Below are 16,388 nucleotides of genomic sequence, written 5' to 3'. Positions count from 1 at the left end.
AAGATGATTGAACGGCTATCAGAGACGGCAGAAATGGCGGCAGAAATGCTTGCCAAGCAGGATTATGTGCGGGTCATATCGCATAACGATGCCGATGGCATAACTTCGGCAGGTATAATCTGCAACGCCCTGTACAGAAGGGATATCAAGTTTCATGTCAGCATCATAAGTCACCTAGATGAGGCGTTTATCAGAACGTTGGATGACACTGCGACAGTTTTTTGCGACATGGGGAGCGGGCAGCCAGATTTGATCCCCCATGATGCCATCATAATTGACCACCACATACCCACTGAAACCGATACAGAGCACCTACAATTAAACCCACACATAGTCGGAATAGATGGCTCTTTTGAGCTTTCAGCCTCTGGAGCCACCTATGCAGTTGCAAAGTATCTTGGCGACAATATCGACCTCTCTGGCCTTGCGATCGTAGGAGCACTTGGAGATTGCCAGACAATGATCGGAGCGAACAAAGACATTCTAGACGAGGCCCTACAGCATAATATCGTTACCACCACCCATGGCTTAACGCTCGGTGATGGAGACTTTGCAGAGTTGTTCATGTATTCGATCGATCCATACATAGACATTACCGGCGATGCTGATAAAATCCAGAGATTTCTAAATGAGTTGGGCATCGGTGGAAAACTAGGCGACCTTTCTCCAGAAGAGTTGCAACGCTTTATATCTGCATTGATGCTAAAACTTATGAAAAAAGCATCGGTAGATGTCATTGAGTCTTTGATAGGTGAATCCTACAAACTGAATTATGAAGTCTTATCAGATGCCTCACTATTTGTGAGGGTGACTAATGCAGCTGGTAAGCTGGGAAAAACAGGACTTGCCGTAGCATTATGTTTGAGAGATGCAGGAGCCAAGGAGAAGGCACATCAACTATGTTTAGAGTACCAAAAAAGAATTATCCTGGAAATGAAAAAGATAGAGCCGGATATAAAAGAAGGAGCCAGCGTTCGATACGTTAATTCATCCGACAAGGATATCGTAGGAGCATTAGCAAGCACGATCATTAGGTATCTAGCACCAGATAAACCCATACTTGTAATGACCGAGGACAAAGGCAAGATAAAAATCTCCGCCCGAGGAACAAGAAAACTTTTGCAGAAAGGACTGGATTTATCGGTTGTGATGTCCGAAGCGGCAAAAAAGGTTGGCGGAGTTGGAGGAGGACATAACATAGCATCTGGTGCAGCCATTCCCCTTGGTGTTGAGTCAAAATTTATAAAGGATGTAGATGCCTGCATAACAGAGCAATTGGGTGGTAAAGGTGAAAGTGAATGATTGACTGTAAATGTCTAGGTAAAATCGTTACATCTCATAAAAGATGCCATATAATTATGGATTCCATCAGACCAGACAATACTCTGAATATGCGCACCACCTGTAAAAATGGGGAGATCATCACAGAGTTTGAGATCGATGGAATCGGAACGTTAATCGCAACCGTTGACGATTATCTATTGAACCTGAAGATTGCTGAGGAGATGACAAGGGATGACAGTGGATGAGATGAAATTTCATCTGATTGGATATTTCAAGTTGAGTGATGACGGCACGAAGGCAGAAGACGATATGGCCGATCTGATGGTCAAAGCAAACGAGGGCATTCTAACAAAGGGCGCGCCTTCTGGAAAAGGTGCAAGAGTCATCAACTGGAATATCGATAAGAATGGCATAACGGTCGAAATCCAATCGGATCGATACGTGAGGGTGCATGACGCACTGCTTCGCCTTAGGAAGGCTTTGACGGCATTATTGGGAAAGCATCACATTGGGATCAGAGGCATTGAGATAGAAAGGTTTACCATACAAATGCCATCTGAAGAGCCTCTCAAAAAGAATATTCCATTTGTAAAAGACATGCGCTATGAAAAAGGTGAGATTCTACTTACTTTGGATGTTGATGAGCAACAAATAAAGAACAGGGTCCCAGACAGGATTGTCAGTCTGATCGAGGAGAAGGTTGAATCACGGAAATATGGTAAGAAAGAGCACTGGGAACTGCTATGGCAAAGCGAGGAGAGAATCCATAAATTCAAGGAAGATCCGACCAAAGAGCTGACGAAACGCAAGTGGGTCAAACATGGCGCAGGTAGGGGTCAATGGATATTTGGACCCCAGATGACAAGAGTTTTCAGGGCTTTTGGAGAGATCATAGATGAGGAGATTATTCGACCCTTGGGCTACCATGAAATGATTTTTCCAAAGATGGTAACATGGGATGTCTGGAAGAGGTCTGGTCATGCGAAGGGCATCTACCCGGAGATATATTATGTTTGCCCCCCGAAAACAAGAGATCCGGAATATTGGGAGGAGGTTATCGATTACTACAAGGTCACGCAAGAAGTGCCCTTAGACATCATCAAAGAGAAGATAGATAAGCCAATAGGGGGAATGTGTTATGCACAATGTCCCCCATTCTGGGTGTTTTTACAGGGAGAAACCTTACCTGATGACATTTTTCCCATATGTATCTATGACCGATCTGGGCCGTCCCATAGATATGAGAGCGGCGGCATTCATGGTATTGAGAGAGTTGATGAATTCCATCGTATAGAGCTCATATGGATCGGGAAACAGGAACAAGTGGTTGAGCACTCTAAGAAATTACAGGAGCGATACCAACATTTGTTCGATGAGATACTGGATATACAATACAGAAAGGCGTGGGTTACACCATGGTTCATGGCACAAGAGGGGTTAACGGGCCTAGCAGAGACCAGAGAAGTGGGCACGATCGACTACGAGGCATACATGCCCTACAAGAACGATTGGTTAGAATTCCAGAACCTGAGCGTTAATGGGAGCAAGTATCCAGACGGGTTCAACGTAAAACTACAAAGCGGAGAAGAACTCTGGTCAGGCTGCTCTGGAATAGGACTGGAAAGATGGGGCGCAGCTTTTCTCGCTCAGAAAGGGCTGGACGTTGAGAGTTGGCCCACCCAAGTTAGAAAAAAGGTGGGCGAATTGCCGGAAGTTTTTAAGTTTTTATAGCTTTGTTTTTTACAATTTCCTTCAGTTACCTGCACGCTATCATATCTCCTAAAAATAGGCCTTTTTGTTGAAAAGTCGGAAAGCGCATATATAATTGGGGTGAATAGTTGTTATGAGTAATTCTGGAGTTCACATATTAAAATGAGAAGATTTAATAATTTCGAGATTATATTCCTTCCTATGTTTGATATTGAAGCAAAAAATTGTTTTGATAGAGCTGAAAAAAATTATAAGGACGCACTAAGATGTATAGACGAATCAAAATATGCCGAAGCAGTAGACAAATTTCATGACTTAATCGAAAATGCTTTGAAAACTCTCCTTAATTTATATGAGATTCCCTATAAACCAACACACAATATTATAGACTTATTACCAAAGATAGTAGAAAAAATGCAAAAAGATGATCCAAATTTTTATATATACTCAGAAACTGTTTTGCCACCATTTTTTGCTATTCATAAAATATTAAATGGAATTAGAAATATGGCACGTTATGGTTACTGTGGTTTATCGCCGGATAGAATATTTAATGAAGGATTAGCAACGTCTATACGTATGATGATTGAAACAAATTATCGTTTAATAAAAGGTTGGATTGTGGAATTATTTTATAACAAAGAAAATCTTTAAAAGTATAAATACTACCTAAATATGGAGGCTATAAAATGGATGTAGGTCCCTTAAGTTCACTAACAATAGGTTTCTTTAATGAACAAAGACAGAGAGGCAATATCAAACTTTCACCCAAGTATCAAAGAAGACTTGTATGGCCTTTCCCACATAAGGTGTACCTAATAGATACCATCTTAAAGAATCTACCAATGCCAAAATTTTTTGTTGAAATCATCGTAGATGCTAAAACAGGGAAGACTATTTATAATGTAGTTGACGGTCAGCAGAGACTTAATGCTATCTTTGAATTTATTGATGGAAAAACTGAAGAAGGGAAACCATTTGAATTATCTAAAAAATACTACCCCTTTCCAGAACAGTTTGATGATGAACTAGAAGGCGTTACTTTCAAAACTTTACCAAAACCTCTTCAAGAAACATTTTGGTCATATACCCTAGCCTGTGAACAATTAAGGAATGCTAACCCTTCTGAAATCAAGGAAATGTTTGTAAGATTAAATAAAAATAATGTTAAACTGAATAACCAAGAATTAAGAAATGCACTATATGAAGGTGATTTCAAAAAATTAGCATATAATATTGCTAATGAATTTGGAGATTTCTTCTTAGAGAACAAAATACTCCCTCTTTCTTCAATCAGAAGAATGATTGATGCTGAATATGTTTCTGAGTTACTCTGTTGTATGATGTATGGTATTCAAGATAAAAAGAAAAAATTAGATAAATATTATGCAGATAATGAGGAAATGGATGAACTAGAGATAATGGAATTAAACAAAACGGTAAGAAAAATTATTGACGATATTATATCTAAAATATTTTCTGAAAATGATTTGAAAACAACAAGGTTTCGTAATAAAGCTGATTTTTATTCCTTATTTTTTGTGATTTTTGAATTTTTAAAAGAAGGTTACAGATTTGACATAGACTTAAATGAGGTAAAAAAAATCCTAATAGAAGTTCATAAAGAAGCAAGACTAGAATCTACAAACCCGTCAATGGTAAAATATTATGAAGTAACTGTGAATTCTCCAGATTCAGAGTCTAGTCGTAAATTTAGATCTAAGATTCTTAAAGAATTAATCAAACCATTGCTTATAAAGACTGATGAAAGAAGATTATTTACAGAAACACAAAAACAATTTATATGGCATATATCCAAAGACAAAACCTGTGCTATTTGTAATAAAAAAGTAGATAAATACGAAGACTATGAACCTGATCATAAAATACCATGGTCAAAAGGAGGTTTAACAACCATTGAAAATGGCCAAATTACCCATAGATATTGTAATAAAAGTAAAAAAGATACATTTTAAATATTTCAAAAATTGAAAATACAAAAGATTGAAAAATACAAAAAGCAACGCTAAAGCAGGAATTTAAAAATTGTAAAAATAGATTCGATTCAACAAAATTAAAACAGCGATAAAGAAAACCAGAATAAAAATCTAGGTTTTATCTGCATCTTCACTATCGCTAACTCTCCGAAATACGCCTGATCCTGCACTGCCAAAGTAAATATATTTTCCATCAATCGATTGCACCATCGGATCGATAAACCATCATCCCTTGAGAGAAATTTAGTTAAATATTTCCCATAGTTTATATCTCCTCGGTCTTATGCAGCCGAGATTACCATGAAGCAACTGGCGAAGCTATAACATCCACACACACTAAAGCCCAGGATTAATTAGTCGTTGACTGGTCTTTTTTTATTTACCCTAACCTAAACGCAGGAATGCAGTTATTATAAACGCAGCAATTTGCATCTATGAACTCTGTGCAGGTGATCGTTCCACCAGTGACGGCTTTACTGGTTGCATGTACTATCTGCGGATAGGAGCCTGTTTTGATCGTGTAGTTATATGTCTCGCCCGCTCTTAATACGAAAGGCTCATCAAAGGTTAGGTTGTGATAATCTCCGCTGTAACCGTTCCAGGTTGCAGTCGTATTCCATGTCGAATTCCATATTTTAACGTATTCTGCGTGTCCACCGGTTCCTGCACATGGGTATGTGTACATATGAGAGACATTGACATTATATGATGGTGTGATCGTGCCATTGTGTGTGCCCGAGATACTTGGATAAGTGCCGTTGCCTGTATCGAAGATTATAGGTGGTGAGACAGCGCTAAGTGTAACAACACCCTCTTCTGATGCTCCACCGTAGTAAATCCTAAAGCGCCCATCAGAGAGACTAATCACGGTTGGGTCATAAGTATTTACGCTGTCATATACACCACCGGGGCTAACCCGAACCCCAGCATCTTTGGTGAAATTTACCCCATCTGTCGATCTGGCACTATAGATGCCTTCCTTCAGATTCCAGGGCGGCATCGGTCCCCCGGGTGAGGTGAAAAACATCCAATATGTGCCGTCAGGTAACTTGCATACCGCGGGATCTGCACCATAAACTCCCGTTCCATTCCCTAGTCCTGGGCCATATTCTCTTGTAAAGTTTAAACCATCATCAGATATGGCGCTTGCTATGCTTTCAGCTCCGATACTGCAATAATATAAATGATATCTTCCATCAAATGTGCGCACGATTTCGGGCACAGATGCCCAGCCGTTGTCTATCGTGCCCTCAGATTCTATTCTTATGCCCTCTCTGGTGAAGTTTAAACCATCAGGTGAGATGGCACTGTAAATGCGATGGATCGCATGCCCGGGTCCTCCTTCACCGGTGGCGCCTATATAATACATTCTATAGAAGCCGTCATCTAGTTCTATTACCGTTGCACCATGAGCCTGCCATTCAGGATCACCTGGGATGTTTGTGCCAGTTAGCCTTACCCCCGGCTCTTTTGTGAAGTTTATGCCATCCTCTGAGATTGCACTAAAAATGCCGTCAGGATTGTTGTAATACATCCTGTACATCCCATTATCAAGCCTGAGAACGTAGGGAACAGAACCGTCCCCTAGTCTGATGCCACTTTCTTTTATCCAATCGCCTTCCTCGCCGCCACCTTCTTCAACCATCGTTTTGAAAAACATCTTGTAATCATTTTCGCCAAAGATGGCTACAGTCGGGTCGGCGTTCAAGCCCTGGAACCCCAAAATACCGTCGGCGATGTTCGTGAGACTCCCGTTCGAATACTCGGCGACTGAGACTCCCATCCCGGCGTAGTAAGTGTAGTATTTGCCCCCGATTTTGTGTGTCGATGAAATGCTACCTTCAGACCAGTTAAAACCAGTGTCTTCCGTGAAGGTGGTCGTGGGAGAAGAGGCCGTTGCTTTTGTCAGGCCCCCAGTGTTGAGGAGAAGCACCCACTCGCCGCCGACTTCATCATAAAACAAATCTGGATCGTAAACATACCCGGTGAAAATCACTCCGTCTTCCGTAAAGTTGATGCCATCAGACGATAAGGCTGTGACAATTTTGTTAGTTTCACCCTGGTTGAAATTCCCTAAGTAGGTTAGCCTGATCTGACCGCCATCGATAATGGGGTTGGGATCCACTGGATGGGGGCTGTTGGAACCGCTGATGTGCACATCATAGACGGTAAAAGTCATCCCCCTGTCTTTGCTGATTCCCACGCTCAATTTCTCATGCTCAGGGTCTTCAGCATTGACGTAATAGAGATATAGCTTGTTCTCAAAGTAGATTGCGCCCGGAACTGAAGCATGGTCAAAAAGCAGGGTGTCGTCCACAGTCCAATTAATCCCATCAGTTGAAGTGGCCGAATAGATTTGGTGGTAATAAGGTCCACTGGAAAGAGCATTGTTATCTCCTATTCCATCGGGCAAGCAAGTCACAGCTTCTGCCACGCCGCCCATGCAGGCGAAAGCGGTAATTGCAATTACCAAAACCATCAGGTTAATCTTTTTGTTTTTCATTTTCTTACCCTTCGAGGGGGCTTATCTTTTTGGAGTTTTAAAAAAAGCCTCCATTTGAATTAACATAAATCTTTTCTTAATCTTTTCTGTTAAAAATGCGTTTGTTGAGGAGATTCTAGTCCCATAAAGTTTGCTGGAGCTATCAACCAAAAAAATTCTATATTTTTGCTCTGCCGTTAATAACATACCAAGCATAAAACTCTTGGGAGCTCCATAAACCTAATTCAAAGGCTGTTTTAAGAGCTTTCTTTACTTTTTACCCAGAAGTGAGCATTTCATTTAACACACCGAGCCATGAGATGAGAGATCTCCAGGAAATTATTGACGACAACATTCGGGGTAAAATCAAGCGAAATGTAATTTTTCTTAAAATTATGTCAATATACTATTGAAATCCAAAATGTTTCTGAGCAGCCAAAAGTATCTGAAGCGAAAAATTATTTTTTAGATTCCTTATAAAAGGAATGCCCAATCAAAACAGTGATCAACGCAATCGGCATAAAAATAATCAAAGATGTAATTTCTAGGTTTTATCCGCATCTGCACTAGCGCTCATTCTCCGAAACACACCCGATCCAGCACTTCCAAAGTAAATATAGCGCCCGTCAACTGATTGTACCATTGGATGAGTAACATTATTGCCTGCGAGGTTGGTCAACCCTTCGTTCCAAGGTAACCATGAAGCACCGCCGTTACGGCTGATGAAAACACCCTCTTTCTGGGTGGCAAGATAAAGTGTGCAAGGATCGTTCTTGTCAACTATAATCTTGTAGAAATCCTGATTAAGGTTCAACCCGTTGTTGATGGAATACCAACTGGAGCCTCCATCTGTGCTTTTCATTACCGTTCCATGGGCTCCCTCAAGACTTATCCCCCCGTTCTTTGAGCAGGCATACACCACATTTGGATAGACGGGATCAAAAACGATCGAAGATACCCATTGCTCCTCTGACCATCCCTGACTCAATGTTTGCCAGTGTTCACCGCCATCCATTGAGCGACTTATCCCGTTGCAGGTTCCGGCATAGATGACGGTGGGATTCTCCGGATGGAAGACCATGGATAAGATGCCCTCGTTGGCCCAACCGACGTTGCTTTCCCGCCACCTTTGACCGCCGTCTGTACTCTTGTAGATGCCGGCAGGGAAGGTGCCAAAGAATATCGTACTGGGTTCTGTGGGATGGAACAGCAGCGACGTATGCTGGTGAAGCGGTAGGTCGTTCCCTACGCTGCCCAAAGCATTCATCTGCACCCATCTCTCGCTCGACGCATCATAGCAGTAAAGTTCGTATCCCAAGCTGCCGCATAATAACCTTCCATCAGCAGTTATTGCTATTGTTCTAATTTGGGGGGTGTCCAAACCGTTATTGAAGTCGATCCACGTAGCACCACCATCACTCGTTTTAAATACGCCCTCTTCCGTAGCCACATAAACGGTGTGAGGTGGTTTGGGATCGATGACGATTTGATTGATATGAGTGCCATATATCTTCATATCCGCTATATTGGTGCTGATTCCGAGATCCTTCACATCCATCATAGCCCACCACCTCATTGAGAAAGGCTTTCCATGGGCGCCTATGTCGAAGTCCATCCCGTCATAGGACTTGTATAGCCCTTTGCCCCATGTACCCAACCAAACCTCGTTGGTGTTGTTTGGATTAAGCGCAAAGGTGTAAAATCCATGTCGAAAAGGATCATCGGAAATGACGCTGGGGGTGAGGAAGTTTTTGTCATAGAATGTTGTCCCACCATCATCAGAACGATATAATCCGCCGGGATATGCTCCGACGAAGATGCGATTGGAGTTCATCGGATCAACTCCGATAAGCAAACTATAGACTTCTGGCACTGGCTTATTGCTTAGATCGGGTTGCCAAACTACTGACCAATTGTCCCTATCGACTGTGCCTGAGTAAACGCCACAACCCTGGGTGCCAACGTATATTTTGTCTTGGCTCACAGCGCAAGAAGTAAGAACGGTGGTATCAAGACCCGTATTATAGCTGGTCCAGCTACGGCCTCCATCGGTGCTGATCTGTAAGCCATCATCCATGGCTGCAGCAAATAACACATTATGATCGCTTGGATGAAGTCTTATCGCCCTGCACTCGTTGCTGGTCTCCAGTATCTTGCTCCATGTCAGGCCAGAGTCAGTCGACTTATAGACGCCTGAACCATCGTTAAAAGTATAACCCTCCGGTTCCCTGCACCAGTCTGGTACCCAAAAACCACCAGCACCACAAGCATACAAAACCGTTGGATCAACAGGGTCCACTTCGATATCATAAGCACCGATATTCGGAAAATTTTCCAGCTCCATCCATGTCTTACCACCATCGATTGATTTGTTTGCACCATGGGGGTGCAACGTTATATAGAGAATATCCTGATTGGCCTGATCAACTGCCACATCGAGTACGGCCCGTGGCAGAGTGCTGCTGATATCGGTCCAGTTTGAACCAGAACTAATCGATTTATACAGTTTGCCCCCATGCAAATCTGGACCAAAGGTTGCGACATATATTGTGTCACCCTCTGCCAACACACGGTTCACCATAAAAGCCCCATCTCCTGTGAAATCGGCCACTTTTTCCCACGACGATCCGGCATCAGTCGTTTTCCATAGTTTTGGAGAGGTACGATCCGCAGAATAGATGATGCTGCTGTTCAAGGCATTCAAGCTCAAAGCCGTAGATGATACGGGCGCATCCCTCAGCAATGTCCACGTTTCGCCGGCATCTGTCGTTTTCCATGTGCCGCCGAGCCAGGTAGCAACGTACGCAATGGATGTGTCATTGGGATCAACTATCAACTGCGGCTGACCCCAAACCGTGCACATGGTAAAATTCTCATTAAGCCTTGACCAAGAATTACCCCTATCACTGCTTTTGTATATCTCGCCACAATCACCTATGCTGCCAGCGTAAACAGTGTCAGGATCTGTGGAGTCAATCGCCACAGAAGTAATCCCTTTGGAGTGGGGAACCATAAGTGCCGTCTGCCATGAGTCCCCCCCATCGGTTGTTTTACGGATCATTGCCCAGTCCTGAGATGGCTTGGAATTGTAGCCACTATATACGATGTCGGGGTTGGTGGGATGTACCGCAATGCTATAGGTATAATCTACTTCGGATTGACCCAAGAAAAGCCAGCTATGCCCTCCATCAGTGCTCTTGAAAATGCCAAAGCCGTTCTTTAGAGCGTAAATCGTATCAGGATCAGATGGAGCGGGTGCAATAGCATAGACCGAACCAAACCGAAAGCCATCCCCACAAGGGTCGATTATCTGGTCCCATGTAGCACCACCGTCGGTTGTTTCAAAAACTTTAGCCATACCATCAACACTCCAGATGTTTTCTGGATCATGGGGACTGACTACCACCTCAGAGAAATTATGCGTGCCTGCAAAGACTTCATTCCAGGTTTTTCCTCTGTCGGTCGTCTTGAAAATGCCGCCGTCTGCATCGGCGGCATAGATTATGTCCGGATTAGCGGGATCGATCCCTAGGACATTAATGACACCATTGGTAGGACCACTTGTATGAACCCACGGCTCGCCGCCCAGCAAGTTGCCAAGAATAAATGCTGTTGCGAAAAGAGAGGCAACTACCAAAATAAAAAGTACGATTCTTGTAAAAGAATGTTGATCGCTCAAAGTAATTTTTCTCCTTGATTACATAGTCCCTAAAAAATTATCATTTCTTTATTTCTTTCTTAGTTGTAAGATAACTTATGTCTTAAATATTTTTTGGGATGCTTCGTTTTCCAACGTCATATCAAAAAATCAATTCAACTTAATAAAACCTCTTTTTGACTTCACCCTACAATTACCTTTTATTTTTTAAATAAACATACACTCGTCATCTACCCCAAAAACTTCAATAATGATTTAAACAATTATTAAAACAAAGACCGAAAAACTCTGAATGTTGGATTGAGTTATATGATTACTCTGCCCATGGACATCGTGAGAGGCTTTGGATGAGATGAGGACACTAGTATAACGGTATAAAGGATAATGGGACGGAAAACACCGGAGATAATAGAGGATTAATAGGTCTCGCTAAATTTTATGAGAAAGAGGCTCGAGTTGAAGAAATATTAAACCCAACCTGGTGCTGTTCAGTTAAGAGCATTTTAGGATGCACACAAGCTCCATTTTTGTCGTTTTGGAATCGTATCTAGCTTAAGCAAATACTACACACCAATATTACACACCAAATGTAAGGGTTAAGTTTATTTAGGTGCATTCGTAGTCCTAATTATGCCCTATCTCTTTACTGTTGAAGTAAGATATGAGAACGGCAAGTATATACTTCATAATCCTGCTGATTTGATGTCTAACTTCCCTTTTTTAGAAGGAAAGATCATGACTGGAAAATTCACATCCATATATAGGGATGGTAGAACGATACGAGTTAATAAAGAGTTCAAATGTAAGCTAATTCGAAGCGACAATACTAATACTGTTATTGGGGAAGTTTTAGAGCCTAATCCACTAAAAACTATAGGATTGCCCATGCCATCCACTTTGCTCTTCACTGCTTGTAAGTATAAAGAAGAGAAGGATCGAGCGAGAAGGGAATTTCCAATAGCTGAAAATGTTATGTTGAAGGGCAGCACGTACACTTTTGAGGATGAGGTTAAAAGAATATTAAAAGAGGAGGAAGCAGGCTTAATTTTAGAAGGAACTATTTTTTATCCACAGTTGGAGAAGCAGGTTTCAACTCTAAAGGATGCTCTCTCGTTATTTGAGCAGGAAGAGTATGCTTCTACCAAAACTTCTTGCAGGAAGATCCTTGAATATATCAAGCAAATCAGTAGTAAATGGAAAACTGTAGATGGAAGCGAGAGTTTATGCGACAAACTGAAATCAGTTATTGTTTCTCAATACTCTTTCGCCTCCATTGGAGGACCACATGAAGGAGTAACTACAAAAGAAGAAACCGAGCTTATTTTAAAGAATGTCACATCCTTGTTGTTATACATAAATTCTCTTCTAAAAAATCAGAGAGTTCTAAAAAAGCAGAGTGCAACATAAAGAACTGTAACAACTTTGAATACCGCTAACAATAAATCGCTTTATGATAACTCCAATTTAAGAGAAGTTCTAAAAATAAAAAGTAGAAACGTTAGAAAAGCTGGTCGGTCATAAATTGATAATCCATATTGAAAAATTAAGCACTGCTGCAAAGCTAACCCAGAGAATGTAGGGTATTAACAGATAAGCCGCTGTTTTTGATATTTTAAAAAACTGAAAAATGGTTAACAATATGGCAACCCACAAGATTGCCATCTCTATAAAGGCATAGAATGGAGATTTTAATCCAAAAAAGATAATGGACCATAGGACGTTGAGCGCAAGCTGAATTCCAAATAGGGTTAGTGCCATTTTTACATATCTTGTTTTAGCTCCACTAATCCATACCAAGTACAAGGAGACTCCCATCAAGAGAAAAAGCGCAATCCAAACAGGAGAGAATAGCCAGTTGGGAGGGCTAAAACTTGGTTTTTCTAAGGCAGCATACCATGTTGGAATAGAGGGAAAAGTAAAAAATGAGCCGATAATTCCTGCTAGTTGGCAAATTAGGATAGAATATACGAGTGAGGGTATATTATTAATTTTCATTGTTTCTCAATCTATGAACCTATTTATTAAATTTATGTCATATTTTTTTTACATACTCAAATCTTCATATGCAGATAACGCCGCAATCGCTCCCTCAGCACAGGCTACAACGATTTGCCTTACACCACCGGTCACGTCACCCGCAGCGTATACTCTGGGCAGATTCGTTCTCTGCTTTTTATCGGTGATGATATAGCCCTGCCCATCAAGTTTTAAACCCACTGCCTTTGCCAATGCATTATTGGGAGACTCCCCGACCAGTATGAACACGCCGTCAACATCCAACTCGTGCAATGCGTCTTCTCGCAAATCACGAATTAGGGCACTTTTAACAAGCTCTTTCCCTCTTATTTCCTCTGCTACTGAGTTCCAGATGACGTTCACACCAGATCGAAGAAGTCTTTTTTGCAGGGAGTTCTCAGCCCTGAGTTGGTCTCGGCGGTGCACCAAAGTCACATCACAGCCAAGGTTCTGGAGGTAGATGGCCTCACTTGCTGCCGTATTGCCACCACCTACCACGAGGACTTTTTTCCCCCTAAAGAAAAAACCATCACATGCAGCACAATAGGATACCCCTCTACCAAGAAATTCTGCCTCGCCTAGTATGCCGAGTTTTTTATGCAAGGAACCGGTAGCCAGTATCACTGCATCTGCCGTATATGCGTTCTGATCCGTGTAAAGAGTCATTTTTTTGTCTACCTCAATGTTCTTGACTTCTTCATACAGGATACTAACATATTTCGAGGCGTGGTTTTTTATCTGATCCATGAGCTTCATGCCTTCTATGGAATCAAATCCAGGATAGTTCTCTATTAACCAGGCTTCACTTGCTAGTCCGCCAGCTGTTGCCTTCTCAAGTATAAACGTCCTCAGCCCACTTCTAGCTGCATAAATTCCAGCGGTAAGACCTGCAGGACCTGCCCCAATGACGACCACATCATTTTCCATAGCAACACCAATAAGACGTATCCTTATTAATGAGTTTTCTGTCGGCGAGAATATGCCCCCCGCAAACTCTCCAATTGCAGCCTTTGGTGCAGTTGCGGGCAAGGTAAACATGCCCTGCACATACCTCGTGGCGATTGTTACTATCTCTCAAACAAAGATGCCTGTCTTGTTGAAGCATAGTTTCAAAGTCGTTTCATGATCTTCTTGAAAGTCCTGGCTTGGAAGCCGTAAAATTTTGAATAGCCCTCTGCACTTTTCCGATCTAATGGGCCCTCAAAAATTAATGCGTTGGGAGACCTGCGTGCGATTACACTTGCATTTCCCTTGAATAAACGCACCTTGACAAAGCCCGTTACCCTTTCCTGAGTTTTCTCTATAAACGCATTTAGGTCTGCCATCAAAGGATCATCCACTAATCCCTTATAGGCTTGTTCCCCCCACACAGCATCCACAATCGCCTTGAATTTTAACTCAGAGCGGGTCAAAACAAGCTGCTCTAGGTCTCTATGTGCTTTAAGCAAAATGGTGGCAGCAGGATGCTCATAGCTCTCCCTCATCTTCAGACCCAAAACCCGGTCCTCCATTATATCCGACCTACCGACACCATGCCTGCCACCGACCTCATTGAGTTTTTGTATCAGAGCAATGCCCTCCAATTCTTTACCATTGAGAGAGATCGGTATGCCCCTTTCAAATCCGATTTCAATTACATCTGCTTTATCGGGCGCCTTTTCCGGAGACGTAGTCCATTGAAAGATATCCTCCGGTTGTGCATAAGATGGGTCGTCAAGCATCCCTCCCTCAATGCTCCTGCTCCAAATGTTGTCGTCAATACTCCAAGGCTTTGCCTTGGTAGCAGGAATAGGTATGTTATGCTCTCTGGCATACTCGATCTCCCACTCTCGTGTTTGATCCAGGTCCCTCAGTGGAGCAACCAATTCCAGGTCTGTGGCTCTAAAAACCACATCAAAGCGAAGCTGATCGTTGCCTTTGCCTGTGCAGCCATGAGCTAATGCATCTGCCCCCTCCTTGTGTGCGATATCCACGACTTTTTTTGCAATCAAGGGACGAGTCAGGGCAGTTCCAAGCACATATCCCTCATAATCACCGTTGGCTTTGATCAAGGGGAATATGTAGTCTTGAACGAATTCCTCCTTCGCATCCAAGGTGTAGTGCTTGTCACTCAGTTTCGTGGCCTTTTCCTCGGCTTCCTTGATTTCAGAACGTGGTTGTCCCACATCTACGATGACCGTGATTACCTGGTCGTATCCATAGCGCTCTTTCAACAATGGGATGCATATCGAGGTATCCAATCCCCCGGAGTAAGATAAAACAACTTTTTTGGGCATTGACAATCAATTAAACCACTCAATATTTTAATGTTGGCACAACACATAGCATAGTATGTGGGAATCAAATGACATCGCGAATAGCACTCAAATTAGCCTATTTAGGAAACAACTATCATGGGTTTCAGATACAGCCAGAGGTGCCTACCATCGAGGAAAAATTATTCAAAGCACTGAAGACGATGAGGATACTGGACGATCCACAGGATTCAAACTATTCTTACGCGGGAAGAACCGACAAGGGAGTTCATGCACTGGAGCAGGTGGTCGCATTCAATACCAATGCACCCGATAGGGCAATTCCCAGAGCGATAACCAATGAGCTGCCAGCTGACATATGGGCATGGAGCAGGGCAGAAGTGCCAAAGACGTTTGATCCCAGAAGAGATGCAATCAGTCGAGAGTACAGGTACGTGCTTTACGGCAAAGGTCTCGATATTTCGAGAATGAGGGATACATCCAAACTATTGATAGGCGTGCATGACTTTGCGAATTTTGCCACGAACGCGAAAGAGGATGAAAGGGATACGAAACGCAGGATAGAGCGAGTTGAGATACGCATCGACGGGTCCTTCATGACACTGGACATCACCGCTGACGGTTTTATGTGGAACATGGTACGCAAGATCGTGACAGGACTTAGCATGGTGGGGGATGGCAGCAAGGATTACGATTGGTTTAAAGACATGCTGAGGCCAGATCAGCATGAGGAAGGCATAGCACCTGCCCCGCCTTTTGGGTTGGTTCTAAAGAGGGTGGACTATCTGAATATAACATTCATCGATGATGAGTACGTAAAAAGGAGAGCTGGGTCGGCACTCCAAAATCTTTTCCTATGGCATGGAACAATGGGGGAAGTTCTCCAAGACATGAGAGATGCGATGGGATATTGATTATTGACTTTTAGCAGTTTTTGCATAATCTTACAATGTTTTTATATGCATTTTACCAAAACAACCTAATCG

12 protein-coding genes are annotated in these 16,388 nt (G+C 42.4%); 7 read left to right on the top strand and 5 right to left on the bottom strand.

Annotated elements, in window-relative coordinates; translation table 11 throughout:
* The first annotated feature begins 3 nt into the window (after positions 1-3).
* From PHI74_06980 to PHI74_06960, 5 genes are all read left to right on the top strand, one after another.
* A complete protein-coding gene (locus PHI74_06980) occupies positions 4-1,302 on the top strand; it encodes a DHH family phosphoesterase (protein MDD5485752.1) in 1,299 nt (432 codons plus the stop codon).
* Complete coding sequence (locus PHI74_06975) at positions 1,299-1,529, top strand: KEOPS complex subunit Pcc1 (GenBank protein ID MDD5485751.1); 231 nt, start codon at positions 1,299-1,301, stop codon at positions 1,527-1,529. The genes PHI74_06980 and PHI74_06975 overlap by 4 nt, the downstream gene beginning before the upstream one ends.
* A complete protein-coding gene (locus tag PHI74_06970; GenBank protein ID MDD5485750.1) occupies positions 1,516-3,015 on the top strand; it encodes a serine--tRNA ligase in 1,500 nt (499 codons plus the stop codon). Before PHI74_06975 ends, PHI74_06970 begins: the two co-directional genes overlap by 14 nt.
* A gap of 180 nt (positions 3,016-3,195) precedes the next feature.
* A complete protein-coding gene (locus PHI74_06965) occupies positions 3,196-3,648 on the top strand; it encodes a HEPN domain-containing protein (protein MDD5485749.1) in 453 nt (150 codons plus the stop codon).
* Positions 3,649-3,683: 35 nt separating this feature from the next.
* Positions 3,684-4,970: a DUF262 domain-containing protein gene (locus PHI74_06960; protein MDD5485748.1), complete on the top strand. Its 1,287-nt coding sequence runs from the start codon at positions 3,684-3,686 to the stop codon at positions 4,968-4,970.
* Positions 4,971-5,370: 400 nt separating this feature from the next.
* Here PHI74_06960 and PHI74_06955 read toward each other — a convergent pair whose 3' ends face one another.
* Positions 5,371-7,494, bottom strand: coding sequence for a hypothetical protein (locus PHI74_06955; GenBank protein MDD5485747.1), 2,124 nt, complete (start codon positions 7,492-7,494; stop codon positions 5,371-5,373).
* Positions 7,495-8,017: 523 nt separating this feature from the next.
* Positions 8,018-11,152 carry a hypothetical protein gene (locus tag PHI74_06950; protein ID MDD5485746.1) on the bottom strand — a complete coding sequence of 1,045 codons (3,135 nt, stop codon included), beginning with the start codon at positions 11,150-11,152 and terminating at the stop codon, positions 8,018-8,020.
* Positions 11,153-11,761: 609 nt separating this feature from the next.
* Here PHI74_06950 and PHI74_06945 point away from each other — a divergent pair.
* Positions 11,762-12,538, top strand: coding sequence for a hypothetical protein (locus PHI74_06945; protein MDD5485745.1), 777 nt, complete (start codon positions 11,762-11,764; stop codon positions 12,536-12,538).
* A gap of 108 nt (positions 12,539-12,646) precedes the next feature.
* On the opposite strand, the gene PHI74_06940 is transcribed toward PHI74_06945, so the two are convergent.
* The 3 genes from PHI74_06940 to PHI74_06930 all read right to left on the bottom strand — a co-directional run bounded on the left by PHI74_06940 (position 12,647) and on the right by PHI74_06930 (position 15,423).
* The gene (locus PHI74_06940) at positions 12,647-13,126 is read right to left on the bottom strand and encodes a tryptophan-rich sensory protein (protein ID MDD5485744.1); all 480 of its coding nucleotides are present in this window, start codon (positions 13,124-13,126) and stop codon (positions 12,647-12,649) included.
* Between the two features lie 48 nt (positions 13,127-13,174).
* Positions 13,175-14,185, bottom strand: a complete 1,011-nt coding sequence (gene trxB, locus PHI74_06935) for a thioredoxin-disulfide reductase (protein ID MDD5485743.1) — start codon at positions 14,183-14,185, stop codon at positions 13,175-13,177.
* Positions 14,186-14,256: 71 nt separating this feature from the next.
* Complete coding sequence (locus PHI74_06930; protein ID MDD5485742.1) at positions 14,257-15,423, bottom strand: argininosuccinate synthase; 1,167 nt, start codon at positions 15,421-15,423, stop codon at positions 14,257-14,259.
* Positions 15,424-15,491: 68 nt separating this feature from the next.
* Here PHI74_06930 and truA point away from each other — a divergent pair, with 68 nt between their 5' ends.
* A complete protein-coding gene (gene truA / locus PHI74_06925) occupies positions 15,492-16,316 on the top strand; it encodes a tRNA pseudouridine(38-40) synthase TruA (GenBank protein ID MDD5485741.1) in 825 nt (274 codons plus the stop codon).
* Positions 16,317-16,388 lie beyond the last annotated feature (72 nt).

It is taken from the genome of Methanocellales archaeon (assembly GCA_028715985.1).
GTDB lineage: Archaea > Halobacteriota > UBA148 > UBA148 > UBA148 > UBA148.
The sequence above is the reverse complement of the archived record's forward strand: the minus strand, read 5'-3'. Positions and strand labels throughout refer to the sequence as shown.